Here is a 24,996-nt window from a genome sequence, read left to right on the forward strand (position 1 = left end):
CTCTTTTGTTAATATTGTGAATAAGAGGAGAGTGCTGATATGAAAGTTCTGGAAGCTAACAAGCAAACGAGCAATTTAGTTATGACTATTGAAAAAGCAGTACAGCAAGCGCAGTATTCGGTTGACAAGTTGTTACTTGTCTGTATAGAAGAAAATAAAAAAGAGTATGAGAAAATATCGGATATTTCCAGTGAAACAATGAATATTAAGGATTTAAAGTCAGGCAAAACCGACGCACTAAAAAAATATAATCTAGAAGAATATGATCAAAAAAAATTCAATGAAGCTATGATAAATAATGGTTATGTTCTTTTAGTAAAAGAAGCCAATCAGTCAAATAAATCAGGCGAAAAACATACAAAAAATGTTGAAAACACATCAAAAAATCCGAACTCACTATCTTCTGAAGGGATTAAAGCACCTGGTTTCGGAGTAAATCTCAACAAACCGAAATCAGATGCAGACACGCACGAGGATGTTTTCAATCCTGATGATCCAGATCCAGATAATGTCAGAAAATAATTAAAAAGAAAGGAATATTATGGCAAAGCAATATAATGCCGATATTCCTTTTTTTATTGAAAACATATTGGATATTAGATATACTGTGATTTATAAATACGGGAGTTACTCAAGCTCGACTGAAGGCGATGGACTCGAAATCCGTTAGGCGGCTTCTTGTCGTGCGAGGGTTCAAATCGCTCACTCTCGGTACGAGTGAAATATTTAGAAAGGAATGATGATATGGCTGTGAGAGACTGGTTCAAGGTACCAAATCTTCTATCTTATTCTAGGCTGATTCTCATTCCTTTTTTTGTTTATTATTATCTTGGCGCAGAAACGCAGATGGATTATGTTTATGCAACCGTGATTCTACTACTATCTGGTATTACTGATGCATTGGATGGTTTTATTGCCAGAAAGTATAATCAGGGTACAAAGATTGGACAGCTCTTAGACCCAGTAGCTGATAAGCTCACGCAAATCGCTGTGGTTGGCGTATTAATGATTAGATGGCGATTATTCATTTTTCTGTTTGTCTTATTTCTAATTAAGGAAACGTTTATGTTCATTCAGAATTTAAGATTGTATCGAAAAAACATAACGCTGGATGGAGCTAAATGGTATGGGAAAATAGCAACAATCATCTTTTATCTAACAATGTTTATTGCCGTCTTTTTCCCAAATCTAACAGACGCTACGATTACCGTTCTTGTGATACTTGCCAGTCTTTTTCAACTACTTGCCTTCTATAAGTATGCAAGATTATTTTATGTTATGGAGAATGAATAAAGGAAAGTGGATGTACTCTTACAAGTTTTAAAATAAAGTATTAAATAAATTAGATAACACGACTAATTAAAGGTGATGAAAATAACAATGAACGAAGAAGAATTAAGAGCGTTGAGAATATTATTAAAAGCCTCAACGAGTGTAGAAAATGTTGTAAAAAAAGATATGTCTTCCTACGGACTAAATGCGACAGAGTTTACAGTATTGGAGCTTTTATATAGCAAAGGGAAGCAACCCATCCAAAAAATTGGTCAGCAGGTATTGCTTGCATCAAGCAGCATTACTTATGTGGTCACGCGACTTGAAGAAAAAACTCTTATTTTACGTAAGACAGATGAAAATGATCGTCGCGTTACATTCTGTGAATTATCTGACAAGGGTAGAAGTTTGATGGAAGATATTTTTCCAAAACATGCTGAAAAAATTTCAGAAATCTTTGAACCATGTTCAAAAGATGAAGTGATTGAACTTCAAAAAACATTAAAAAAAGTGGGATACAAAGCTGCTGAACTATTGGAATAATAGTCAGCAGCATTGTAATAAGTGTAAACGATTATTCTACTGGAAGCGTTTAGTCGATAAAGATGGTTTTTTATGGTATACTGATTAAAGGATTAAAATTTATCTAAAGAATTGAGGGATGAAAGTGGCAAAAGTTGAAATAACTGCTGAAGTTCAAGATCTTGTGGAAACAGAACTTCGTAAAGGCGCCAGCAATTCCCGTATTGCTAATCTGCTAGATTTGCCTTATAAAGAAGCAGTAGAGATTATAGACACGATTAAAGAAAATTTAAGACCAGATGTTGGGGATGAAATCATCTTTACTTTTCGTGATGAACCAATGGAAGGGAAAATCGAAAAACTACTGACCAATAGTGCAATAGTTAAAATAAACTGGACACATTCAGCTGAACGTATGCATGATTTAGTTGAAGAAAAAACAGTAGTAAATTTTAAAGATATAGAAGGATTTAAAAGTCAAGTCAATGAAACAGAACAAGAGTAAATAGATGATAAGCCATTTTAACGATGGCTTATTTTTTTAGTTTTTTTCTTGACAGATGTAAAAATCTGAGTTATTATTTTGATTGTCAAATAGTTTGACGCTCAAAGCATAAATGGGTTCGAAATTGGAGGGGTTGGTGTGGATCAACGAGTAAATGAAGTCAATGAGTATTTAGTTTCTATATTCAATGATGTTCTTATGATTGAGGAGCGAACCTTACAAATGAGTCAGTTTAAGGATGTTTCAATCAAGGAAATGCATACAATCGATGCTATTGGGATGTATCAAGAGCACACAACGAGTGAGGTTGCTAAAAAACTTGGTATCACAGTCGGGACTTTGACTGTTTCTGTCAATAACCTAGTAAGAAAAGACTACGTCAAACGTGTAAGAAGCGAAATTGATCGACGAGTCGTCAAACTGGCTCTAACTAACAGAGGGCGATTGTTATATCGAGTACATGACAAATTTCATCGTGACATGGTGAAGGAAACCATCAATGAAATGGGTGAAAAAGAATCTGAAGTACTTATGTTGGGTTTGAAAAATCTACATAGGTTTTTGGAACGAACGAAGGGGCAGTTACCAGACTAATGAAAACATATGGAGTAACTATTCATTCGACAGGAAGTTATGTTCCTAAGAATATCGTCTATAATGATGAATTGACTCAATGGATGGATACGTCTGACGAATGGATTAAAAAAAGAACTGGTATCGAGAAAAGACATCTTTCTAAAGGCGAAGATACAAGTGATTTGTGTATAGAGGCAAGTCAAAAGGCCATCAATAAAAAAAAGATTGATCCTAATCAAATTGGTTTAATTATCGTTGCTACAATGACGCCAGACAGTCAGTCGCCTTCTGTTTCAAGTAAAGTCCAAGCAGCAATAAATGCAGATAATGCAGTTGCTTTCGATATAAGTGCCGCCTGTTCTGGTTTTGTTTATGGTTTATCTATCGCTGAAAAAATGCTTCGGCATATGGATTATCCATATGCACTTGTGATTGGTGGCGAGGTTATGTCAAAAACATTGGACTGGACAGACCGTAAGACATCTGTACTCTTTGGTGACGGAGCTGGAGCAGTTATCTTGAAGAGAGAAGCAGGGAAAGAAAGCTTCATAGCTGAAGACTTGCATACAGACGGTAAGAAAGGCCAGGCCTTAGTTTCAGGTGAACAGGAAGTAAAAAATCCAATGTGTAAAGTGGATTCAAAGGATGGCTTTTTAACAATGGATGGTCGGGCAATTTTCAATTTTGTTACTAAATCAATACCCAAAAGTATAAAACATGTTCTAAGAGCAGAAACGATGGATAGTGAAAAGGTAGATTATTTTTTACTGCACCAAGCGAATGCTAGAATTATTGAAATCGTATCAAAAAAATTAACTATACCGCTCAATAAGTTTCCGATGAACATCGCTCACTATGGTAATACATCTGCAGCTAGTTTACCTCTATTACTGGATGAATCGATCGAAAATGGGACAATTAAACTGAATAGTGGACAACATATCGTTTTAAGTGCGTTCGGTGGGGGATTAACCTGGGGAACGTTATTAATAAAAGTATAAAACAAAAAACAAATACATGGAGGAATTAATAATGACAACATTCGAACAAATTCAGGAAATAATCGTGGACCAGTTAGACAAAGAAGAAAGTGAAGTACAAATGGATACAAACTTTAGAGATGAACTTGAAGCTGATAGTTTAGATTTATTCCAAATTATTAATGATATAGAAGATGAATTTGATATTAAAATAGAGTCAGAAGAAGGTTTGAACACTGTTTCTGATTTAGTCACTTATGTAGAAAATCAAAAATAATTGAAATAATTCTGGAAGGAGCTCCTAGATGAATCAATCATTAATAGAAAAGATAGGGATTAGTTATCCTATTATACAAGGAGCCATGTCTTGGGTAGCAACCCCAAGTCTTGCAGCAGCAGTTTCTAATGCTGGTGGATTAGGTATGTTAGGTTCAGGACATGAACCCGGTGAGTTTATCAGAGGATTGATTATAGAAACTAAAAAATTAACGGATAAACCATTTGGAGTCAACTTATTGCTATTATCCCCGTATGTAGATGAAGTTGTTGATGTGATCTGTGAAGAGAACATTAAAGTCATTACTACAGGGGCAGGCAGTCCTGGGAAGTACATGAAGAGATTTAAAGAAGCGGGAGTTACTGTTATTCCGGTTGTAGCTTCCGTAGCGCTAGCTCGTCGTATGGAAAAAGAAGGCGCCGATGCGATTATATGTGAAGGAATGGAAGCGGGCGGTCACATTGGTAAGTTAACAACAATGACTCTGGTTCCTCAAGTGGTTGACACTGTAAATATTCCTGTAATTGCTGCTGGTGGAATCGCTGATGGACGCGGGATGGCAGCTGCTTTTTCACTTGGCGCTTCTGCGGTCCAGTTGGGAACACGATTTGTAGTCGCCCATGAAAGCATCGCTCATGATACGTTTAAACAGCGCATTATTAAAGCACGTGATATCGACACTGTCGTTACTGGTCAAATTACTGGACATCCGGTGAGAGTATTAAGAAACAAATTAACTAGGGAATATTTAAAAGTTGAAAAAGAAATGTCGAGTGATAAAAATCCAGACTTTACTCCTTTGGAAGAACTTGCTAAAGGTGCTTTGAGAAAAGCTGTTGTAGAAGGTGACAAAGACGGAGGCTCATTTATGTCAGGTCAGATCGCTGGTTTGGTTAAAAAAGAGCAAAGTTGTCGAGAAATCATTCAAGAATTAATGGATGAATACGATGAGGTCGTTAGGCATCCGCGTTTTTTTAGATGATTACTTTGATAATCAAAGCTTTAACTGAGAGTTTTCAATGACTCAATTAGTTAAAAGAAAAGGAGCGATTATTTGAAGACAGCTTTTTTATTCAGTGGACAAGGTGCCCAGTATAATGAAATGGGTAAAGACTTTTATGCTGAGTTCAGTGAAGTCAGAGACATTTTTGATACAGTGAGCAGACTACTTGAAACGGATATGGCAGAAATATGTTTTAACGATGATGCTAGATTGAATGAAACGTCATACACTCAACCAGCTATACTGACAGTCAGCTATGCAATCCAGCATGTTTTAAAAAAAAGCATGGGGATTTCTGCTGATGTTGTTGCTGGGTTAAGTTTGGGTGAATACACAGCCTTGGTATCTTCAGGGGCATTGTCATTTGAAGAGGCCATACCATTAGTGCATCGACGTGGATCCTTGATGGAAAAGGCTGTTCCAGACGGCAAGGGAGCTATGGCTGCTATTTTAGGACTAGAAGCATCTGTTTTGGCTCAACTTTGTAAAGAAGTTTCTGAAGAGTCTTTTGTTTCAATAGCAAATTTCAATGCACCGGGACAACTAGTTATTTCCGGTGAAACTTCAGGGGTAAATAAAGTGATGGATAAAACAATGGATAAAGGGGCTAAGAAAGCTGTATTGTTAAAAGTAAGTGGTCCTTTCCATACTAAAATGCTAGAATCTGCAAGCCGCGAATTTGCTGAAACATTAGATAAAGTGAATTTTCAGCCATTCAATAAAACTGTCTATACCAATGTAACAGCGGATGCATATTCTAATATTGAGTCAATCAAACCGCTTTTAACAAAACAAATAGCTTCATCAGTGAAATTCGAACAAATGATCAGACAAATGATTTCTGATGGGGTTACAACATTTATACAAGTAGGACCTGGAAAGTCTCTGCGTTCTTTTGTAAAACGAATTGATAAAAGTGTCACAGTTAAAAACATTGAAAAAGTCAAACAAATAGACACAATAGCGAAGCTAGTACAGTCTTAAAGGAGTCGAGTATGGACAATAAAAAAGTTGTAATTGTCACTGGAAGTTCAAGAGGGATAGGTAAAGCCATTGCATCCTCCTTTTTAAAGGACGGGCATACGGTCGTCGTCAACGGTCGATCTGAATTCAAACCAGAGTTGTTGGAATATTTCAATGGATTAGGAGGAAAAGCACATCCTATTATTGGTGATATAAGCGATGAAACCTTTGTAAAAAAAATGATTAAAGAAACAAAAAAAACTTTTAAAAAAATTGATGTCCTTGTTAATAATGCAGGACTTACAAAAGATAATTTACTGATTCGTATGTCTGAAGAAGATTTTGATGCAACCTTATCAGTAAACCTAAAAGGCACATTCTTCACTGCAAAAGAAGCAGCAAAAGTTATGTTGAAGCAACGTTCTGGTCATATCATCAATATATCAAGTGTCGTTGGCACTACAGGAAATGTTGGTCAGGCAAACTATGCGGCAAGTAAGGCTGGAGTCATTGGCTTTACAAAAACGATTGCAAAAGAACTTGCTCCACGTGGTGTTGTAGCCAATGCGATTGCACCAGGTTTTATTGAGTCTGACATGACGGATGGCTTGACTGATGAGATTAAAGAGCAGGCGTTACAATCCATACCTCTAAAGAGATTGGGAACAGCAGAAGAAATTGCAGAATTAGTAAACTTTTTGAGTGACCAAAAATATATTACAGGCCAAGTCCTTCATGTAGATGGTGGAATGGTCATGAATGGTTAAATCTAGGAGGATATAAATGGAAAGAGTTGTCGTTACAGGTTTGGGAGCTATCACTCCTTTAGGAAACTCAGCACAAGAATTTTGGACAGGACTAAAAACTGGAAAGAACGGTATCGTTCCTTTAACAAAATTTGATGGTGAAGCTATAGATGTTAGTGTTGCCGGAGAAGTAAAGGATTTTAATGCCAAAGAGTTAATGGATAGAAAGCTAGCTAAGCGCATGGATCCTTTTTCACAATATGGGGTTGCGGCATCACTCGAAGCCATGAGAGATAGTGGATTAGCTGACTACGCTTTTGATGCTGATCGTTTGGGAGTTATTGTAGGATCAGGTATCGGCGGGCTAAACACGATGCAAAAACAAATTATAAAAATGCATGAAAAGGGCTTAGACAGGGTCGAACCTCTTTTTGTACCAAAAGCGATAGGTAACATGGTGGCTGGAAATATTTCGATTGCTACTGGAGCAAAGGGGCCTAACTTATCAATCGTTACGGCATGTGCTTCAGGTAATAATTCAATCGGCGAAGCCTTTAGACAAATTAAGCATGGTTATGCAGATTACATGCTAGCCGGCGGGTCAGAAGCAAGCTTAAATGAAATTGGGATGTCCGGCTTTGCTGCTTTGAATGCATTGTCAACAAGCAATAATCCTGATGAAGCTTCAATACCTTTTGATAAAAAGCGCCACGGTTTCGTGATGGGTGAAGGTGCAGGTATTATTATTCTTGAAAGTCTTACTTCAGCTAAGGAACGTGGTGCACATATTTATGCTGAAATTGTTGGATATGGCGCAACAGCTGACAGCTTCCACATGACAGCACCGACACCAGATGGCGAAGGCGCAGCAAAAGCAATGAAAATGGCGATGAATGAAGCGGGAATTGAACCTGATGAAGTAGGGTATATTAATGTTCACGGGACTTCTACACCTGCCAATGATTCTGCAGAAACGAGTGCTATAAAATTGGCTCTTGGAGAGGCAGCATCTAAAACAGTAGCTGTATCAAGTACGAAGAGTATGACGGGTCACTTATTGGGTGGAGCAGGAGCAATAGAAGCAATTGCAACCGTGATGTCATTACAAGAGAACGTCATGCCACCAACGATCAATACTAAAGAATTGGATGAGAAATGTGATTTAGACTATATTCTTGGAGAAGCGCGTGAGAAGGAAAATAAATATGCCTTGAATAACTCACTTGGTTTTGGTGGACATAATGCCGTTACATGTTTTAAAAAATGGAGTGAAGCAGAATGAATAACAATGAAATAAAAGAGCTTATTCACCTCATCGATCAGTCGAGCTTGACTCATTTTGAATTTGAAAATGATTCCGCATCGCTGAAGCTTAGTAAGCGTGAATCTGACAGTACGAGCCAGAAAGTAGAATCGGATCAAGCGAGCGATCAGAACAGCAGTTTAAAACAAGAAAGTAACGTTCAGGAATATGAAAAACCAAAGCTGGCTATTGATTCATTAGAGGCTTCAAATTCAGAACAAGAAACATTACATCTCGTTAAGTCACCAATAGTTGGTACAAGTTACCGCTCTAGTTCACCGGATTCAGATGCTTTTGTGAAGGTGGGCGATACGGTCGAAGAAGGCCAAACGGTAATGATTATTGAAGCAATGAAAGTGATGAATGAAATTAAAAGCGATGTTCAGGGAACGGTAGAAGAAATAAGCGTCGAAGATGGTCAAGCCATTGAATTTGATCAAACTTTAATTAAAATCAAAACAGATTAAAAGGAGAATATAATGACTACAATGAATATTGCGGAGATTCAGGAGCTAATCCCGAATCGTTATCCCATCTATTATATTGATAAGGTAACCGAACTAATTCCAGGAGAACACGTAACAGCAATAAAAAATGTTACAATTAATGAAGAGTTTTTCCAAGGTCATTTCCCTGGAGATCCGGTGATGCCGGGGGTGTTAATTGTAGAAAGCCTTGCGCAAGCAGGTTCAATTCCTTTACTTAAATTGGACCGTTTCAAATCACAAACAGCCTACTTAGGTGGACTCAATAAAGTGAAGTTTAGAAAAAAAGTTCAGCCTGGAGACGTCCTTGAGCTAAAGGTTGATATCGTGAAACTAAAAGATTACGCAGGTATCGGCAAGGGTGTTGCATACGTTGACGGAAAAAAAGTATGTGAAGCGGAATTAACATTTATTATTGGTAGATAATGAATGTGACACTTAAAAATGTATAAGGAAGGTATGTGCATGTTTCAGAAAATACTTATAGCCAATCGAGGAGAAATTGCCGTTCGAATTATTCGGGCGTGTCAAGAACTTAATATAAAAACAGTAGCTGTCTACTCAACGGCGGATAAGGATGCGCTTCATATGCAACTGGCAGACGAAGCGGTGTGCATAGGTCCTTCTAAAGCAAATGAGTCCTACTTGAATATACATAATATTCTAAGTGCAGCTGTTTTAACTGGTGCCGAAGCGATTCATCCAGGGTTTGGATTCCTTTCTGAGAATAGTACGTTTGCTGCAATGTGTGAAGAAGTTAATGTGGCATTCATTGGCCCAAAAAAAGAAGTCATTGATCAGATGGGGAACAAATCAAACGCGCGAGACATGATGAAAAAAGCGAATGTACCTGTTGTTCCGGGTAGTGATCGATCCATTACATTATTTGAAGATGTAAAAAAAATGGTTGATGATATCGGACTCCCAGTTATTATTAAAGCTGTGGCCGGTGGCGGCGGAAAAGGAATGCGAATGGTATTTGAGGAAAAAGAGCTTGAAGCTAAATTTCTGCAGGCACAATCTGAATCCAAAGCCGCATTTAATGATGATCGTATGTATGTCGAACGTATCATCACACCAGCTAAGCATATTGAAGTACAAATACTAGCTGACCACTACGGCAATGTGATTCATTTGGGAGAACGTGACTGTTCACTTCAAAGGAATCATCAGAAAATACTTGAAGAAGCGCCAAGTCCATCTTTAACTGTGAAAACTAGACAGCGTATATGTCAAAGTGCAGTAGCGGCTGCGGAAACAGTAGGATATGAAAATGCAGGAACAATCGAATTTCTTGTAGATACAGATGAAAATTTTTATTTTATGGAAATGAATACACGTATTCAAGTGGAACATCCCATAACTGAAATGATTACTGGTATCGATATCGTGAAAGAACAAATCAAGATAGCTTCAGGTGAAAGACTTTCTGTATCCCAGGATGATGTAAATCTGACAGGACACGCTATTGAGTGTCGTATTAATGCGGAAAATCCGTTATTTAATTTTGCACCTTCTCCAGGAAATATAGAATTCCTGAATATTCCTTCCGGTGGTTTAGGATTGCGTGTGGATACGGCCATGTTTGCAGGGGCAGTGATTCCACCTTTTTATGACGCAATGGTTGCTAAAGTTATTACACACGGCAATACAAGAGACGAAGCAATAAATAAAATGAATCGTGCTTTAAATGAAATGGTTATTGAAGGTATTCAGACGAATTTGGATTTTCATATTGACCTGCTTGAAAATGAATCTTTCCAAGATGGAAAATATACTACTGATACGCTCACTCAGAAGATTATCCCATCTTGGCTTAAAACCAAGGAGGCAAATGGATGAGGTTATTTAAGAAACGACCCTATATCTCTTTACAGAAGACTGAAGCACAAAATGGCCCTCAAGTACCAGACGGCATGTTTGAAAAATGTCCAAACTGTCAACGGCCTATTTATGTTAAATCCCTAGGTAAATCGAGGCGATGCCCGAACTGTCACTATACATTTAGAATCAGTGCCCAAGAGAGACTAGCCATCACAATTGATGCTGGTACATTCAACGAGTGGAATTCAAAAGTGAAGACTGTAAACCCACTTGATTTTCCTGATTATGAAAATAAAATAACGAAAACACAAGCTAAAACGGGTTTAACAGAAGCGGTTCTTACTGGGGAAGCTCAAATCAACGGACATAAAACGGCTATAGGTATCATGGACTCGCATTTTATCATGGGAAGTATGGGGCAAGCCGTTGGAGAGAAAATTACTCGTTTATTTGAGAAAGCCCTTGAGAAAGAATTGCCGGTCGTACTTTTTACTGCGTCCGGTGGTGCTCGCATGCAAGAAGGGATTTTCTCATTGATGCAGATGGCGAAAACAAGTGCAGCCATTAAACGCTTTTCTGATAAAGGTCTATTTTACTTAACTGTACTTACTGATCCAACCACAGGTGGGGTAACAGCAAGTTTTGCTATGGAAGGCGATATTATCTTAGCTGAACCTGGTTCATTAGTTGGTTTCGCTGGTAAAAGGGTTATTGAACAGACGATAAAAGCATCCTTACCTGATGATTTTCAACTTGCAGAAACAGTTATGAAGAATGGGTTTATCGATCAGATCATTGAAAGAGAAAAGCTTAAACAAGTGATTGCTTCTCTTATTGACATGCACTCGTATTCAGATGAAAAAGAAGGTGAACGCTATGAGTGAAGCCATGGAGATGGTTAAAGAAGCACGTAAAACAGATCGGTTGAGCATGTCAGAAATTGCAACAGATATGATTGAAGATTTCATTGAATTGCATGGTGATAGGTTGTATAAAGATGATCAAGCTATTATTGGTGGGATAGGAAAGATAAATGGACTACCCGTCACAGTTATTGGAAACGAAAAGGGCAAAGATGTTAAAGAAAGTATGAGACGGAATTTTGGTTCTCCACATCCAGAAGGGTACCGTAAATCATTAAGATTAATGAAACAGGCAGAAAAATTCAATCGCCCTATTGTAAACTTTATCAACACTTCTGGTGCATACTGTGGTGTAGAAGCGGAAGAACGTGGACAAGGAGAAGCTATTGCAAAAAACCTTTTTGAAATGAGCAATCTTAATGTACCTGTCCTTTCAATTATTATGGGAGAAGGTGGAAGCGGTGGGGCTTTAGCCCTTGCTTTGGCCGATGAAGTTTGGATGATGGAGTATTCCATTTACTCTATATTATCTCCTGAAGGCTTTGCCTCAATACTTTGGAAGGATGCAAAGCGTGCTTCTGAAGCAGCTGATTTGATGCGCTTAACTTCATTTGACTTAAAAGAATTAGGCATTGTGGAAAAAGTTATAGCTGAAAAAAACCATCATGATGAATGGATAGAAAAACAGTTATTAATGAAACAAATGAAAAAGGAAATTTATGATAAGTTAATTAACTTGAGAAAGATGTCTAAAGAGACATTACTTGAAGAGCGTTATCAAAGATTCAGGAAGTTTTGAGCAATGGGTTTATATCATCCCATTGCTTTTTTTGCATTATTAAGTGATTAACTTATGCTACACTAGGGAAGAGGTGAATGTATAATGGGAGAACAAATAGATTTTCCAAAAAACTTTAGTATGTACATGTCCCAAGTTATGACTAATTTACAAGAAGGAAATATCGTACATGCTATAGATTGTATGAAAAAAGCTTATGCAATTAAAGAGGACGATAGTTTAAACATACTAATGGTTTCTTCGCTTTTACAAGTGGAGGAATATGAAGAAGCACTGCTTTTAGCAGAGTCAAAACATAAATTTTATGAAGCAGATGAAAAAAGGTTGCTCATTTATATTGAAATATTGATAGAAAATAACCAGATGCTTAAAGCTGAGAAATATTTGAACGATCAATTAGCAGACCAAAACACTCAATACCTAGACTCTTGGTTGCGTTTAGAGAATAAGTTAAATCTCCGGAAGGAAATGCAAAAAAAGGCTACACAAAAAGAACAAGAAAAGATTTTCAGACAGCTTTATTCGTTGCCGTCCCTAAATACACTAGAACAGTTTTCCAAAATGAAAGATGTGTACCAACTTTCTAATAGTCACTTAATAAAACTATCAGAACAACTTTTGGTGAACCCATATCTTCATCCGCTCGTTCGCGCAACGCTGTTTTCTCTTCTTACAGAAAGGGAAATAGACAAACCCTTAAAATATCTTTGGTTTGGGGAAATGAAAACTATTAACCCTTTAAACATGTTATCTATAGATAAGAAACCTACAACGATTATCTTATTTAAAGAGTTAGAGGAAGTCCTATCTAAAAATCCTTCACTTTATGAGTTAGCCGAAAATGAATTAAATACTCTTCTTCTGATGCTCTATCCTTTTGAAGAAGAGATTGTTTATTCCGGAAGTGAAAATGAGTGGATTGAAGCTGTCATTAAAGTGATTAACCCATCGGATACAACCCAACTAAATGAGGATAACACGAAGCAAATCAGCATAAATAACTGGGTCAATAAAATCCATGATGAATTGCTGCGTTTTGAAGCTCAATAGTTTACATTTCAACTTAGATATTGTATGATATGTAAGTATGCTCGATTAATATGCATAATAAATTATTTGTAGCTAGAAGAAACATATTTGGCTGCTTCTATTTATAACGTTTAAAACAAAATTCATGTTGGAGGTAAATAGTAATGGAAACAAAATTTGAAAAGACTGGGCCAACTACAGGTCGCTTAGATTTTACAATTGATCAAGAAACAGTTAAAAAAGGATTAGATAAAACATTTAAAAAAGTACAAAAAACTTTAAATGTACCTGGTTTCAGAAAAGGTCGCGTACCACGTCGTATATTTAACCAAATGTATGGGGAAGCAGCTTTGTATGAAGATACCTTAAATGATTTACTACCGGATGCTTATTCTAAAGCAATTAGTGAAGTTGATGTAGAACCTGTTGCTCAACCGAACATCGATATTAAATCAGTTGAAAAAAACCAAGATTGGGAATTGATTGCAGAATTAACATTGAAACCTGATGTAGAACTTGGTCAATACAAAGAACTTGACGTTACAAAACAAGATCGTACGGTTACAGAAGAAGAAGTAACTGAAAATATTGAAAAACGTCGTCAAGATATGGCAGAGCTTGTACTTAAAGAAGATGCTGCTGAAGAAGGCGATACTGTTGTTATCGACTATGAAGGTTTCAAAGGTGACGAGCCATTTGAAGGTGGAAAAGACGAGAATCATTCTCTAGAATTAGGCTCTAATTCTTTCATTCCAGGATTTGAAGAGCAACTAATTGGTTCTAAGGCTGGTGAAGAAAAAGAAGTTAACTTAACTTTCCCAGAAGACTATCAAGCAGAAGACTTAGCTGGAGAAGAAGTTACTTTCAAAGTGACAGTTCATGAAGTGAAATCTAAAGAATTACCTGAATTAGACGATGAATTCGTTAAAGACTTAGATGAAGATGTTGAAACTGTTGATGAATTGAAAGAAAAAGTTCGTAAAGAACTAGAAGAAAACAAAAACTCTGCAGCTAACGATGCAAAAGATGATGAAGCAATAAAAAAAGCTGTAGAAAATGCTAAAATCGAAGAAATTCCAGCTGAAATGGCGCATGAAGAAGTACACCGTCAGATGGAAATGTTCTTAAATAATCTGAAACAGCAAGGTATATCAGCTGACATGTATTACCAAATGACAGGATCTACTGAAGCAGACTTACACAAGCAATTTGAAGGCGAAGCAGAATTTAATGTTCGCACAAACCTAGTGTTGGAAACAATTGTAGAAGAAGAAAAACTTGAAGCCACTGAAGAAGATAGAGAAAAAGAAATATCTGATTTAGCAGGACAATATAATATGGACGTTGAACAAGTTAAAAATGTTCTTTCTCCACAACTTTTAAATAGAGATATTTCATTGAAAAAAGCAATTGATTTGATTACTTCAACTGCAAATGAAACTTTGGAATCAAAAAACGATTCTGACTCTGAATAAATTTAAATAGAAAATGGGGGATGCTAATTAGCATTCCCGTTTTTCATAGATGAAATTGAAAAGCTTGAAAAGGGGTGACCAAGTATATGTTTGATGATGAAGGACAAAATGGAAATATCTCATGTTCTTTTTGCGGAAAATCACAAGATCAAGTAAAGAAAATCGTTGCTGGACCTGGTGTTTATATTTGTAATGAGTGTGTAGATCTTTGCCAAGATATCATGGAAGAAGAATTTAGTAAGCAGTCATTTGATGGTGATATGACTGTACCTAAACCATTTGAAATTAGAGAAATTTTAAATGACTATATTATTGGTCAGGAATCTGCTAAAAGAACATTATCTGTAGCAGTGTATAATCATTATAAACGTGTCAATAGCATGGCAGACATGCAAGAAGATGATGTAGAACTGCAAAAAAGTAATATATGTTTGATTGGTCCGACTGGATCAGGTAAGACATATCTTGCCCAAACACTTGCTCGTCTTTTAAATGTTCCATTTGCTATTGCAGATGCTACTAATTTAACTGAAGCAGGGTATGTTGGAGAAGATGTTGAAAATATTCTCTTGAAGTTATTACAATCTGCTGATTACGATGTAGAAAGAGCTCAGCATGGTATTATTTATGTTGATGAAATTGATAAGATTGCTCGTAAATCAGAAAACGTCTCTATCACACGAGACGTAAGTGGCGAAGGTGTTCAACAGGCCTTGCTAAAAATACTTGAAGGAACGACAGCTAGTGTTCCACCCCAAGGAGGAAGAAAACACCCACATCAAGAATTGGTTCAAATTGATACTACCAATATCTTGTTTATTGTCGGTGGGGCCTTTGATGGGATTGAAAATATTGTTAAAAATCGTTTAGGAGATAAGGTCATTGGCTTTGGAGCATCTACTCAGCGCAAAGACACAGAAGATAAAGGGAGCATCATGCAGCAAATCATTCCTGAAGATCTACTTAAATATGGATTGATCCCTGAGTTCATTGGTCGCTTACCTATTACTGCTGTGTTAGATAAACTGGATGAAGAAGACCTTGTTGAAATTCTAACAAGACCGAAAAATTCACTCGTTAAGCAGTATAAAAAACTACTCAAGATTGATGATGTTGATCTAGAATTTGAAGAAGACGCCCTGCGTAGCATAGGTAGAAAAGCGATTGATCGTGATACAGGCGCACGTGGTTTGCGTTCAATTATTGAGACGCTTATGATGGATATCATGTTCGAGATACCAAGTCGTTCAGAAATTAAGAAAGTTCGAATTACTGAAGAAACCGTTGAAACCAATGAACATCCACTATTTTACGATGAAAATGGCGAAATGGTCAGTTAAGTAGTATTTAAAAAAAGCGAGAACAGATCAAACGAACAAAATAATATCAGAACAAAAGAAAAGACCGTTTAACCCTTTTACCAATAAGGGTTAAACGGTCTTTGTTAATTTTATTTATAAAAATATGGTAAATCACTGGCAATTGTTGGATAAGCAAATAAGAGTTCAGATAATTCATCCGCTTTTATTTTTTTATTGATGAGTATACTAAAATAGTTGATCAGTTCATCTGCTTCGTTATTAATGCAGGTGGCACCAACAAGTTGGCCTGAATGCTTATCAGTAACTACTTTCACTTTAGATACAGGTTCATTCGTTCTTTTATAACTAAAAAATTTACTTGCATTCACTTCGTTAATGTCATAATTTTTGTCATCTTCCGTAGCTTCTTTAATTGTCACACCAACATGAGCTAGCTTTGGACTGGTAAAGACGATACTAGGAACACTTGGGTAAACAATTTTTTTATTTTCTTTACTTGAAAAATGTTCGACAATATAACTAGCTTCAAGACTGGATACCGGTGTGAGCTTAGGTTGATTTTTTGATAAAGCATCGCCTATTGCATAGATAGAAGGGTTACTTGTTTGTAGATAATCGTTAACTTTTACTCCTTTCTTATCATACGGGACATTAGCTTTATCTAGATTTAATTTATCAATACTAGGTGCTCGACCGGTTGAGCTAAAGACTAAATCTGTTTGGAGTGAGAAATTGTTATCGCCAGTTAACGTATATTTACCTGACTCTTTTTTTATTTCAGTTACATTCGTGTTTAAGTGAAAAGTCACTCCTTTAGCCTCTAGTTCTTTCATTACTTCCTTTACAAACTCTTGATCAAATTGTTTGAGTGGAGAATAGTCATATTGAATAACATTTACTTTTGCTCCAGCAGCACTTGCTATAGCTGCAAATTCAAAGGAAATATAGCCACCTCCAATAAAGGTAATGGTGTCAGGCATATCCGGCAGAGATAAAAAGTCATTACTCGTCAGGAAATGTTCTTTCCCTTTAATATTTAATATGTTTGGGTGAGCTCCCGTTGCGATAATAAAACGATCAGCTTCTAACACATTATTATTAACCTTTAGTGATTTTTCATCTATAAATTCTGCAGTACCATAATAGGTATCTGCACCTGAAGAATCAAGACTCTTCTTACTTTGCTCTGAGACCGGATCGGTGAACGTCTTTTTAAAAGTCATTAAGTCTGTCCAATTGACTGTTGGGGTATCCTTAATACCTTTTCCGCTTAATTGGTTTGCTATGGTCTGAGATTCAACAGCGGAAACGAGAACTTTTTTCGGGTCACAACCTCTATTAGGGCATGTTCCTCCCCAAAGATCATTTTCAATAACAGCTACTTTATTGTTTTTTGAGGCAAGACTGGAAGCGGCTGACTTGCCAGCGGGGCCACTACCAATAACTACCACGTCATACGAGTGTGTCATTATATCATCTCCTTATATTATTAACTTAAATAATCGGTTTACATACATCTATTTATAATGCATTCAAAGTCAAACAATGATTAAACAGCTTTTATTGAAAAGTATCTATTTGATTAAAAGACATTAATTTTTATTGACTGAAGCATCATAAATGGAGTCGATTGCTTTTTTAAGAGAGTTATTAAATTCTTCATCCGTTTGATTATAACGAAGATCCTGTGCTAAAGCTCTAGAAAAACTGGCAATAACATTATCGTTGTTTTTAAGTTTATCATTAGCTTCTTTACGAGAATAACCACCTGATAAGGCAACGACTCTCACAACTTTTGGATGCTTTGTAGCTTCTTTATATAAATTTGGTTGTTCTGGCAAGGTCAATTTCAGCATGACTTTTTCATTTTCGGCTAACTTATCAAGGTATTTCATTATTTCTTTTTTCAAAATATTTTCAGCCTCAGCTTTTTCTTTACTGTTTATATTAACCTCAGGTTCCACAATAGGAACTAAACCGGCATCAGTAATTTGTTTAGCTATATCAAATTGTTGCTGAACAATATCTTTAATTCCTTTTTCATTAGCTTCATGTATGACTGAGCGCATTTTTGTCCCAAATATATTTCTTTCGTTTGCACGATCAAGCATTTTATTTAAGTTTGGATTTGGTTTCATCAATTGGACACCGTTAGATTTTTCAGCAAGCCCCTTGTCGATCTTAAGGAAGGGCGCAATTCCTTTTTCTTCTGACAAATAATCAGCGGTATATTTACCATCAATTTTGCTATCCATTGTTTGTTCAAAGAGAATGGCCCCAAGTATCTGTTTGGAGTCAAAAGCAGGTGCTGTAATGATTCGCGTTCTCATTTGGTGGACACGATCGAACATTTCCTCTTCAGAAGAATACGTATCTTCTTTTACACCATAAGCTGCGAGTGCTTTAGGCGTACTACCACCGCTCTGGTCTAATGCTGCTATGAACCCCTTGTTGTTTGAAACGTTGTTAAATTGTTTCTCTTTCATTGTTTAACACTCCTTAGAAAGTATTGGATATTTTAAATGCCGAAAGAAAACTATCCTATAATTAGTGTATCACTAGTGATTAATAACGCATAGTAAAGCACATTCGTAAACCTGTTTATTTTTTTAAAAAAGATGAAATTATTGAAAAGTAATAGCATATGTTGGAAAAATTGAAATTGTGTTGTAATACAGTTCATATTTGTAATAAATATTTAATATTCGTCTTTATGTTTCAAAAAAATGTGTTATACTAACAAGTGTTTCACTAAATGATCCCAGGAGAGATGAAAATGAATAGCAATAAAATTAATTACGCTGATATAACAATAAGTGCAGTTTCTCCTTCTCAATATCCAAAAGAAGGCCTTCCGGAAATCGTGTTAGCAGGTCGTTCTAATGTAGGGAAATCTTCTTTTATTAATACTATGGTTAATAGAAAAAATTTAGCACGTACCTCAGGGCAACCTGGAAAAACAAGAACATTGAATTTTTTTAATATTGAAAATGAACTCTTTTTTGTAGATGTACCAGGCTACGGTTATGCTAAGGCTTCCAACGCAGAGCAAGAAAAATGGGGCCGTATGATGGAGGATTATTTTTCGTCTAGAGAAGAACTTATTCTAGGCATCCTACTTGTAGACTTTAGACATGAGCCGTCAGAGCATGACATATTGATGTATGATTTCTATAAACATTTCAATGTACCTGTGTATGTCATTGCTACTAAATCTGATAAAATAAAAAAATCAAAACACAACAAACATGAAAGCATTATAAAAAAAGCATTAGATATTGATCCTGAGGATAAGTTCTTTACTTTTTCATCTTTTACTAGAGAGGGAAGAGGGAATGTTTGGGATGCTCTATCAGCACATTTATTAAAGGATGAAAAAGCATGAAGCTGATTATGTATGGTATGAATCAGACTACTGTTTCTAAAGATGTACTCCATAAATATCGTCTTGACTATTCAATGCGAGAACAACACTTAAAAGACATTTCAAATTTTAAAGGTGTTTCTGAAGTCATGTTGGTCGCAACTGAGAAAAGAAACGAATATTATTTGTATATCGATGAAACGATATTTAATCATGGTGATTTATTAAGGTATTTGTCTGTTCATACAGGTAGAAGTTTAGAAAATATTATTCTTGAAACTTACAGTAAATTCAACAGTGATGTTGTCACACATTTATTTCGTTTAACGAGTGTTGTAAATGAGTATTCAGAGCCATTAAGTGTACTCGAACAGTCATTATATGAAGGGAAGTTGCTTAAAACAACTGGAGAGATTCTAGAAAATTTATTTAATCGTTCTATTTCATTCTCGCTCTCTCTTTATGACAAAAAAGCTTTATATCCTCTTTTAAATAGTTATGAAGCAAAAATGATTCAGTCTATGGATTTAAACCTTCCTGTAAAAGAAGATTTAGATTTTTTAATTATAGGAAGCCATCAGATTCTCAAACACTTATCTACGTATCTTGTTGGAAAGACTAATGCCTATTTAACTTTTCTTGAGAAAAATGAGAAATCAAAGAAAATGATAGCTAGTTTAAGAAGAAGTTTAGTATTGACAAATAAACTTCAAAAAATAAATACAATTCAAACGGCTGATTTAAATCAACTTGTTTATCGGCTATCTAAATCAGATGTCATAATTATTGGCCCATCAGTAAAAAATGCTTGGCTTTCCAATGAGCTGTTAGAAGACATGCATGAAATGAGACCCTCGACAAAGAATCAACTCATTTTAGACTTATGTGGCTCTCAAGATGAAACGCTTTTTTTTGACTATCCTGAGATGAATTATATACAAATTCCTGAATCAAAAGGAAATGATTATTCTTCAGAAAAGGTAAAAGTAGCAAGTACTTTCTATGAAGATTACGTAACCAATGAATCCAATGCATTTATGGATACATTTAATCAAAAAAGTAAAGAAAAAGGGATAGCGCTCCTTTAAAAAAGACATTCAAGCGCAACTATAGGTACGAAAATCTAAATGGATTCAAAGTATAGGAAGAGTCTGATACGGGCTCTTCTTTTTTATTGGCAATCTAATTAGATATCCATAGTCATTTAGTGTAAAATAAGTTAATGATAGTGTAGTGTTTTATAGAAAGAAGGGGTACAAATGTCCATGTTTTTGGATCAAGTAAAGGTTAATGTAAAAGCTGGGAACGGTGGCGACGGTATGGTTGCTTTCCGACGTGAAAAATATGTCCCAGATGGAGGACCAGCTGGAGGCGATGGTGGAGAAGGCGGAGATATCGTTTTCATCGTTGACGAAGGATTAAGAACGTTGATGGATTTTCGATATAATCGTCATTTCAAAGCCAGCCATGGAGAGAATGGTATGTCTAAAGGCATGCATGGTAGAGGAGCAAAAGACTTATTTGTAAAAGTTCCTCCAGGTACTGTTGTAAAAGACGCAGAGACAGGGACTCTTTATGCTGATTTAACAGATCACAATCAAAAAGCTATCATTGCAAAAGGTGGACGCGGTGGTAGAGGTAACATCCGCTTTGCTTCGCCTAAAAATCCTGCTCCAGAAATAGCAGAAAACGGAGAACCAGGTGAAGATAAAGAAATTGAATTAGAATTAAAAGTATTAGCAGATGTAGGGCTCATAGGTTTTCCATCTGTTGGGAAATCGACTTTATTATCCGTGGTTTCTGCAGCACGACCTAAAATAGGTGCGTATCACTTTACAACGCTTGTGCCTAACCTTGGTATGGTAAACACTGAGGAGAATCAGAGTTTTGTACTAGCGGATATGCCTGGACTAATTGAGGGAGCTTCTCAAGGTGTTGGATTGGGTATTGAATTTTTACGTCATATCGAAAGAACAAGAGTACTATTACATGTTATCGATATGAGCGGTGTTGAAGGTAGAGATCCAATCGAAGATTATTATACGATAAATCAGGAATTAAAAGAATATGATTTGAAACTTCGCGAAAGACCGCAGTTAATTATAGCCAATAAGATGGACATGCCTGATTCGCAGGATAATCTTTCTGCTTTCAAAGCGGAGCTTAAAAAGAATAACGAAGATGTTGAAATTTTTGAAGTATCCGCACTGACTCAAACCGGCCTAAATGCGGTAATGTCTCGTACGGCTGAACTTCTTCAAACAGCACCTGAATTTCCTCTTTATGAAGAAGAGACAGAAAAAGAAGAAAGAGTGCTTTATAAATTCCAGCCGGAAAATAAAGAATTTACAATTACGCGTGATCCGGACGGTACATGGGAAATAACAGGAGATAAGGTTCAAAAACTTTACAAGATGACTAACTTCCAATTTGACGAATCTGTCATGCGTTTCTCACGACAGCTTAGAGGGATGGGGATTGACAAGGCTCTTAGAGACCGTGGTGCCCAAGATGGAGATACAGTAAGAATTGATGACTTTGAATTTGATTTTGTAGAATAAAAGAAAGTAAAGGAATGTTGTATGGAATTATTATTTTTAGGTACAGGTTCAGGCGTTCCGGCTAAACACAGAAATTTATCGAGTATCGTATTGAAACTGCTCGACGAGAGGAATAGTATGTGGCTGTTCGATTGTGGAGAATCAACGCAGCATCAAATATTAAATACGACGGTTAAACCTCGGAAAATCGAGAAAATTTTTATTACGCACATGCATGGTGATCACATTTTTGGGTTGCCTGGATTATTAAGTAGCCGTGCCTTTCAAGGTGGAGACACACCTTTGACCATTTATGGCCCTAAAGGAATAAAGCAATATGTAACAATGTCGCTTAAACTTTCGCAATCACACCTTCGATATGGCATTCGTTTTGTTGAAATCGAAAAAGAAGGAACAATATTTGAGGATGAACAGTTTCTTGTTTCGACAAAACGCTTACAGCACGGTGTCCCTTCCTATGGATTTAGAATTACGGAGAAGGATACTAAAGGGGAGTTGATGGCCGACGAGCTTCAATCAATCGGTGTTCCTTTCGGTCCCTTATATGGAAAACTTAAAAAGGGTGAAACCATCACACTTGAAGATGGTCGAGAAATAGACGGGAAAGACTTTATTGGTCCAATGCAAAAAGGACGAATCGTAACTATTTTAGGGGATACAAAGTATAATGAAAATGGTATAACGTTAGCAAAGGATGCAGATGTATTAGTTCATGAAAGTACTTTTATGCATACAGACAAAGAGCTTGCTCATCGTTATAATCATTCCACAAATATCGAAGCCGCTACTATAGCCAAAGAAGCAGGTGCGAAAAAACTGTTATTGACACATGTTAGCGCGCGCTATTTATATGCAGATAGTAAGCATATGGAAAAATCTGCACGTCAAGTATTTGAACATACTTATATTATGAGTGACTTTACTGAAGTTTCTATTCCATTAAAAAAGGAAGAGTGATGAAATGTATTCTGTTAAAGATAAAATTGTTTGGATTACGGGAGCGTCCTCAGGTATAGGAGAAGAAATTGCTTATGGGCTAGCTGAAAAAGGTGCTGTGCTCATCCTCAGTGCCAGACGCAAAGAAGAATTGAATCGTGTTAAAGAAAATTGTATTAGAAGATATAATGCTCAAGTGATTGTTTGCCCATTGGATGTTGCCAATAAAACTGAGGTAGATAGGATTGTATCGATTCTAAATAAAAGATTAGGTAAAATTGATGTCTTAATCAATAGTGCTGGTTATGGTCATACAGGGAAATTCATTGATTTTGAATTCGCAGATTCAGAAAATATGTTTGACGTAAATGTATTAGGCTTGATGCATATAACTCAAAAAGTAGCGACTAAATTGATGGCTAATGACCCAGCTCATATTATTAATATCGCATCTATAGCGGGTAAAATTGCAACACCTAAATCAGCGGTTTACTCGGCAACTAAGTCTGCAGTTATTGGTTTTAGTAATGCTATACGCTTCGAGTTTAAGAAGCAAAACATCAGAGTTACCACAGTAAATCCTGGACCAGTTGACACGGTTTTTTTTGATGCATTTGATCCAGACGGGAGTTATTTGAAAAAAGTTAAGCCATTCGTATTAACACCTAAAGAAGTGGCTGCAAGAACGATAGATGCTATAGGTAAGAATAAGCGAGAAGTGAATATACCAAAAACAATGGAAGTATCATCAAGATTTTATGCTCTATTTCCTTCAGTTGGAGACTTTCTCGTCGAGCATGTATTTGATAAGAAATAATATATATTAATTTGATGCACTTTGAAGATGTGTTATTCTTAAATATATGAATGCGATATATTGGAGGAGAATAGAATGAAGAAACAATGGAGTATGGTTGGTGCAATTTTATTGTTTTTAGTGATTGCAATTTTATCTGTACTTAATGTCGAGCCTGTACCTGTTAACTTTGGATTTGTTGAAGTAGAATGGCCATTAATTATTATCATTTTTGCATCTGTTTTGCTAGGTGCTCTAATTGCGACATTACTGTCTACGTATAGAGCCTTCAAAGATCAACGAAAAAATAAACATAAAACATCAGCAAAACAGTTTAGTTCAGACCAAAAACCAACTGACAGCACTATCAAAACAGCCAATGACACGAAAAGTCCATTGGATAATGATAATGAAATCAATACCGAATCAAATAATGATATAAACAGTGATAATAAATTATAAAGCTGTAAATTATGGTAGGGGGTAAGGGTATGAATGAGAATAAAATTGCAGTTTTAACTGATTCTGGTTCAGATGTACCACAGGAAATCAAAGAAAAATATGATGTTAAAGTAATACCTTTAAAAATCATCTTCAGTGATGGTGAATTTATCGATAAAGAGACGATTACTGCTCAAGAAGTGTATGATCGTATGGATAAAGAAATTCCAAAAACGTCATTACCAGATGGAGAATTAATCAAAGAAATGTTTGATGAAATTAAATCTGAAGGGTATGAAAAAGTTATTGCAGTTACTATTTCTAGTGGCTTAAGTGGCACAAATAATATGGTAAGAGTTGTTGCTGAACAATACAAGGATCTAGATATCTTTGTTCTGGATACAAAGAATATAGGTATTGGATCTGGCTTTTCTGTAGCTGAAGCAGCCATACAGGCAAATAGTGACTTAGAATGGGAAGCAATTAAAGAAAAACTCAAAGAGGGCGTTGAGAAGGCAAAAATATTTTTTCATGTCCCAACACTCGAGTATTTACAAAAAGGTGGTAGAATCGGGCTAGTTCAGTCGGTTCTGGGTAGCTTAATGAATTTAAAACCCATTATCACGTGTAATGATGAAGGGATTTACCATACAGTAGCTAAAGTAAGAGGGAAATCTAGATCGGTGAAAAAGACAATCGAACTAGTGCAGGAATTTGCAAATAATTCAAAAAAATATAACTTGGCTATTGCTTATGGCGGAGAGACTGCTCGTGAAGAATCTGAAAAAATTAGAGAAATTATGAAGAAAAAGCTACCTCATTTTGAACGTTTTTACTTTGATCAAGTCAGTCCAGCATTAGGCGTGCATACGGGGCCTGGACTGATAGGTATTGGTGTTCAGATTCTAGACTAAATAACAATATGTAATGTGACAGGACTCAATAGAGACTAAT

29 protein-coding genes are annotated in these 24,996 nt (G+C 36.1%); 27 read left to right on the forward strand and 2 right to left on the reverse strand.

Annotated features, from left to right (window positions below; all coding sequences use genetic code 11):
* Positions 1–39: 39 nt before the first annotated feature.
* From BMX83_RS00325 to clpX, 20 genes are all read left to right on the forward strand, one after another.
* The gene (locus tag BMX83_RS00325) at positions 40–522 is read left to right on the forward strand and encodes a hypothetical protein (protein ID WP_091631737.1); all 483 of its coding nucleotides are present in this window, start codon (positions 40–42) and stop codon (positions 520–522) included.
* A 19-nt stretch (positions 523–541) separates the two neighbouring features.
* Positions 542–670 carry a hypothetical protein gene (locus tag BMX83_RS11085; protein ID WP_272980500.1) on the forward strand — a complete coding sequence of 43 codons (129 nt, stop codon included), beginning with the start codon at positions 542–544 and terminating at the stop codon, positions 668–670.
* Positions 671–744: 74 nt separating this feature from the next.
* Positions 745–1,293 (forward strand): CDP-alcohol phosphatidyltransferase family protein, encoded by a 549-nt coding sequence (locus tag BMX83_RS00335; RefSeq protein ID WP_091631740.1) that lies wholly within the window; start codon positions 745–747, stop codon positions 1,291–1,293.
* An 87-nt stretch (positions 1,294–1,380) separates the two neighbouring features.
* Positions 1,381–1,815, forward strand: a complete 435-nt coding sequence (locus tag BMX83_RS00340; RefSeq protein WP_177170435.1) for a MarR family winged helix-turn-helix transcriptional regulator — start codon at positions 1,381–1,383, stop codon at positions 1,813–1,815.
* Between the two features lie 124 nt (positions 1,816–1,939).
* Entirely contained in the window at positions 1,940–2,299 is a 360-nt protein-coding gene (locus BMX83_RS00345; protein WP_177170436.1) for a DUF2187 family protein, read from the forward strand.
* Between the two features lie 138 nt (positions 2,300–2,437).
* Positions 2,438–2,893: a fatty acid biosynthesis transcriptional regulator FabT gene (gene fabT / locus BMX83_RS00350; RefSeq protein WP_425425815.1), complete on the forward strand. Its 456-nt coding sequence runs from the start codon at positions 2,438–2,440 to the stop codon at positions 2,891–2,893.
* A complete protein-coding gene (locus tag BMX83_RS00355; protein WP_091631745.1) occupies positions 2,893–3,876 on the forward strand; it encodes a beta-ketoacyl-ACP synthase III in 984 nt (327 codons plus the stop codon). The genes fabT and BMX83_RS00355 overlap by 1 nt, the downstream gene beginning before the upstream one ends.
* Positions 3,877–3,907: 31 nt before the next feature.
* Entirely contained in the window at positions 3,908–4,132 is a 225-nt protein-coding gene (locus tag BMX83_RS00360) for an acyl carrier protein (protein ID WP_091631746.1), read from the forward strand.
* Positions 4,133–4,160: 28 nt separating this feature from the next.
* A complete protein-coding gene (gene fabK, locus BMX83_RS00365; RefSeq protein WP_091631749.1) occupies positions 4,161–5,114 on the forward strand; it encodes an enoyl-[acyl-carrier-protein] reductase FabK in 954 nt (317 codons plus the stop codon).
* Positions 5,115–5,186: 72 nt separating this feature from the next.
* The gene (gene fabD / locus BMX83_RS00370; protein ID WP_218141898.1) at positions 5,187–6,119 is read left to right on the forward strand and encodes an ACP S-malonyltransferase; all 933 of its coding nucleotides are present in this window, start codon (positions 5,187–5,189) and stop codon (positions 6,117–6,119) included.
* Between the two features lie 11 nt (positions 6,120–6,130).
* Entirely contained in the window at positions 6,131–6,865 is a 735-nt protein-coding gene (gene fabG / locus BMX83_RS00375; RefSeq protein WP_091631751.1) for a 3-oxoacyl-[acyl-carrier-protein] reductase, read from the forward strand.
* Positions 6,866–6,881: 16 nt separating this feature from the next.
* Complete coding sequence (fabF, locus tag BMX83_RS00380; RefSeq protein ID WP_091631754.1) at positions 6,882–8,126, forward strand: beta-ketoacyl-ACP synthase II; 1,245 nt, start codon at positions 6,882–6,884, stop codon at positions 8,124–8,126.
* The gene (accB, locus tag BMX83_RS00385; RefSeq protein WP_091631757.1) at positions 8,123–8,614 is read left to right on the forward strand and encodes an acetyl-CoA carboxylase biotin carboxyl carrier protein; all 492 of its coding nucleotides are present in this window, start codon (positions 8,123–8,125) and stop codon (positions 8,612–8,614) included. The genes fabF and accB overlap by 4 nt, the downstream gene beginning before the upstream one ends.
* Positions 8,615–8,635: 21 nt before the next feature.
* Positions 8,636–9,058 carry a 3-hydroxyacyl-ACP dehydratase FabZ gene (fabZ, locus tag BMX83_RS00390; RefSeq protein WP_177170444.1) on the forward strand — a complete coding sequence of 141 codons (423 nt, stop codon included), beginning with the start codon at positions 8,636–8,638 and terminating at the stop codon, positions 9,056–9,058.
* Between the two features lie 39 nt (positions 9,059–9,097).
* Positions 9,098–10,474, forward strand: a complete 1,377-nt coding sequence (accC, locus tag BMX83_RS00395; RefSeq protein WP_091631762.1) for an acetyl-CoA carboxylase biotin carboxylase subunit — start codon at positions 9,098–9,100, stop codon at positions 10,472–10,474.
* Positions 10,471–11,340 carry an acetyl-CoA carboxylase, carboxyltransferase subunit beta gene (gene accD / locus BMX83_RS00400; RefSeq protein ID WP_091631764.1) on the forward strand — a complete coding sequence of 290 codons (870 nt, stop codon included), beginning with the start codon at positions 10,471–10,473 and terminating at the stop codon, positions 11,338–11,340. The genes accC and accD overlap by 4 nt, the downstream gene beginning before the upstream one ends.
* A complete protein-coding gene (locus tag BMX83_RS00405; protein WP_091631767.1) occupies positions 11,312–12,118 on the forward strand; it encodes an acetyl-CoA carboxylase carboxyltransferase subunit alpha in 807 nt (268 codons plus the stop codon). Before accD ends, BMX83_RS00405 begins: the two co-directional genes overlap by 29 nt.
* Before the next feature lie 84 nt (positions 12,119–12,202).
* A complete protein-coding gene (locus BMX83_RS00410; RefSeq protein ID WP_091631769.1) occupies positions 12,203–13,168 on the forward strand; it encodes a hypothetical protein in 966 nt (321 codons plus the stop codon).
* Between the two features lie 143 nt (positions 13,169–13,311).
* Positions 13,312–14,622, forward strand: coding sequence for a trigger factor (gene tig, locus BMX83_RS00415; RefSeq protein ID WP_091631772.1), 1,311 nt, complete (start codon positions 13,312–13,314; stop codon positions 14,620–14,622).
* An 86-nt stretch (positions 14,623–14,708) separates the two neighbouring features.
* A complete protein-coding gene (clpX, locus tag BMX83_RS00420) occupies positions 14,709–15,962 on the forward strand; it encodes an ATP-dependent Clp protease ATP-binding subunit ClpX (RefSeq protein ID WP_091631775.1) in 1,254 nt (417 codons plus the stop codon).
* Between the two features lie 110 nt (positions 15,963–16,072).
* On the opposite strand, the gene BMX83_RS00425 is transcribed toward clpX, so the two are convergent.
* A complete protein-coding gene (locus BMX83_RS00425; RefSeq protein ID WP_091631778.1) occupies positions 16,073–17,413 on the reverse strand; it encodes a dihydrolipoyl dehydrogenase family protein in 1,341 nt (446 codons plus the stop codon).
* A gap of 123 nt (positions 17,414–17,536) precedes the next feature.
* Positions 17,537–18,430 (reverse strand): fructose bisphosphate aldolase, encoded by an 894-nt coding sequence (locus tag BMX83_RS00430; protein ID WP_091631781.1) that lies wholly within the window; start codon positions 18,428–18,430, stop codon positions 17,537–17,539.
* Between the two features lie 284 nt (positions 18,431–18,714).
* Here BMX83_RS00430 and yihA point away from each other — a divergent pair, with 284 nt between their 5' ends.
* The 7 genes from yihA (at position 18,715) to BMX83_RS00465 (ending at position 24,956) form a co-directional block, all read left to right on the forward strand.
* Positions 18,715–19,329 carry a ribosome biogenesis GTP-binding protein YihA/YsxC gene (yihA, locus tag BMX83_RS00435; RefSeq protein WP_091631783.1) on the forward strand — a complete coding sequence of 205 codons (615 nt, stop codon included), beginning with the start codon at positions 18,715–18,717 and terminating at the stop codon, positions 19,327–19,329.
* A complete protein-coding gene (locus BMX83_RS00440) occupies positions 19,326–20,396 on the forward strand; it encodes a glutamyl-tRNA reductase (protein ID WP_091631786.1) in 1,071 nt (356 codons plus the stop codon). The genes yihA and BMX83_RS00440 overlap by 4 nt, the downstream gene beginning before the upstream one ends.
* Positions 20,397–20,567: 171 nt before the next feature.
* On the forward strand, positions 20,568–21,869 hold the full coding sequence (obgE, locus tag BMX83_RS00445) for a GTPase ObgE (protein WP_281242012.1): 1,302 nt from the start codon (positions 20,568–20,570) through the stop codon (positions 21,867–21,869).
* A gap of 21 nt (positions 21,870–21,890) precedes the next feature.
* Positions 21,891–22,826: a ribonuclease Z gene (gene rnz, locus BMX83_RS00450; RefSeq protein ID WP_091631788.1), complete on the forward strand. Its 936-nt coding sequence runs from the start codon at positions 21,891–21,893 to the stop codon at positions 22,824–22,826.
* Between the two features lie 4 nt (positions 22,827–22,830).
* Positions 22,831–23,622, forward strand: a complete 792-nt coding sequence (locus tag BMX83_RS00455; RefSeq protein ID WP_091631791.1) for an SDR family NAD(P)-dependent oxidoreductase — start codon at positions 22,831–22,833, stop codon at positions 23,620–23,622.
* Between the two features lie 75 nt (positions 23,623–23,697).
* The gene (locus BMX83_RS00460) at positions 23,698–24,063 is read left to right on the forward strand and encodes a LapA family protein (protein WP_091631794.1); all 366 of its coding nucleotides are present in this window, start codon (positions 23,698–23,700) and stop codon (positions 24,061–24,063) included.
* A 29-nt stretch (positions 24,064–24,092) separates the two neighbouring features.
* Positions 24,093–24,956: a DegV family protein gene (locus BMX83_RS00465; protein WP_091631796.1), complete on the forward strand. Its 864-nt coding sequence runs from the start codon at positions 24,093–24,095 to the stop codon at positions 24,954–24,956.
* Positions 24,957–24,996: the final 40 nt, after the last annotated feature.

The organism is Alkalibacterium gilvum (assembly GCF_900109085.1).
Lineage (GTDB): Bacteria > Bacillota > Bacilli > Lactobacillales > Carnobacteriaceae_A > Alkalibacterium > Alkalibacterium gilvum.

Excerpts from the sequence above, each read along its gene's own strand:
- BMX83_RS00325 (WP_091631737.1), top strand. The coding sequence starts at position 40 with ATGAAAGTTCTGGAAGCTAACAAGCAAACGAGCAATTTAGTTATGACT.
- BMX83_RS11085 (WP_272980500.1), top strand. The coding sequence starts at position 542 with ATGGCAAAGCAATATAATGCCGATATTCCTTTTTTTATTGAAAACATA.
- BMX83_RS00335 (WP_091631740.1), top strand. The coding sequence starts at position 745 with ATGGCTGTGAGAGACTGGTTCAAGGTACCAAATCTTCTATCTTATTCT.
- BMX83_RS00340 (WP_177170435.1), top strand. The coding sequence starts at position 1,381 with ATGAACGAAGAAGAATTAAGAGCGTTGAGAATATTATTAAAAGCCTCA.
- BMX83_RS00355 (WP_091631745.1), top strand. The coding sequence starts at position 2,893 with ATGAAAACATATGGAGTAACTATTCATTCGACAGGAAGTTATGTTCCT.
- BMX83_RS00360 (WP_091631746.1), top strand. The coding sequence starts at position 3,908 with ATGACAACATTCGAACAAATTCAGGAAATAATCGTGGACCAGTTAGAC.
- fabK (WP_091631749.1), top strand. The coding sequence starts at position 4,161 with ATGAATCAATCATTAATAGAAAAGATAGGGATTAGTTATCCTATTATA.
- fabG (WP_091631751.1), top strand. The coding sequence starts at position 6,131 with ATGGACAATAAAAAAGTTGTAATTGTCACTGGAAGTTCAAGAGGGATA.
- fabF (WP_091631754.1), top strand. The coding sequence starts at position 6,882 with ATGGAAAGAGTTGTCGTTACAGGTTTGGGAGCTATCACTCCTTTAGGA.
- accB (WP_091631757.1), top strand. The coding sequence starts at position 8,123 with ATGAATAACAATGAAATAAAAGAGCTTATTCACCTCATCGATCAGTCG.
- fabZ (WP_177170444.1), top strand. The coding sequence starts at position 8,636 with ATGAATATTGCGGAGATTCAGGAGCTAATCCCGAATCGTTATCCCATC.
- accC (WP_091631762.1), top strand. The coding sequence starts at position 9,098 with ATGTTTCAGAAAATACTTATAGCCAATCGAGGAGAAATTGCCGTTCGA.
- accD (WP_091631764.1), top strand. The coding sequence starts at position 10,471 with ATGAGGTTATTTAAGAAACGACCCTATATCTCTTTACAGAAGACTGAA.
- BMX83_RS00405 (WP_091631767.1), top strand. The coding sequence starts at position 11,312 with ATGAAAAAGAAGGTGAACGCTATGAGTGAAGCCATGGAGATGGTTAAA.
- BMX83_RS00410 (WP_091631769.1), top strand. The coding sequence starts at position 12,203 with ATGGGAGAACAAATAGATTTTCCAAAAAACTTTAGTATGTACATGTCC.
- tig (WP_091631772.1), top strand. The coding sequence starts at position 13,312 with ATGGAAACAAAATTTGAAAAGACTGGGCCAACTACAGGTCGCTTAGAT.
- clpX (WP_091631775.1), top strand. The coding sequence starts at position 14,709 with ATGTTTGATGATGAAGGACAAAATGGAAATATCTCATGTTCTTTTTGC.
- BMX83_RS00425 (WP_091631778.1), bottom strand. The coding sequence starts at position 17,413 with ATGACACACTCGTATGACGTGGTAGTTATTGGTAGTGGCCCCGCTGGC.
- BMX83_RS00430 (WP_091631781.1), bottom strand. The coding sequence starts at position 18,430 with ATGAAAGAGAAACAATTTAACAACGTTTCAAACAACAAGGGGTTCATA.
- yihA (WP_091631783.1), top strand. The coding sequence starts at position 18,715 with ATGAAAATGAATAGCAATAAAATTAATTACGCTGATATAACAATAAGT.
- BMX83_RS00440 (WP_091631786.1), top strand. The coding sequence starts at position 19,326 with ATGAAGCTGATTATGTATGGTATGAATCAGACTACTGTTTCTAAAGAT.
- obgE (WP_281242012.1), top strand. The coding sequence starts at position 20,568 with ATGTCCATGTTTTTGGATCAAGTAAAGGTTAATGTAAAAGCTGGGAAC.
- rnz (WP_091631788.1), top strand. The coding sequence starts at position 21,891 with ATGGAATTATTATTTTTAGGTACAGGTTCAGGCGTTCCGGCTAAACAC.
- BMX83_RS00455 (WP_091631791.1), top strand. The coding sequence starts at position 22,831 with ATGTATTCTGTTAAAGATAAAATTGTTTGGATTACGGGAGCGTCCTCA.
- BMX83_RS00460 (WP_091631794.1), top strand. The coding sequence starts at position 23,698 with ATGAAGAAACAATGGAGTATGGTTGGTGCAATTTTATTGTTTTTAGTG.
- BMX83_RS00465 (WP_091631796.1), top strand. The coding sequence starts at position 24,093 with ATGAATGAGAATAAAATTGCAGTTTTAACTGATTCTGGTTCAGATGTA.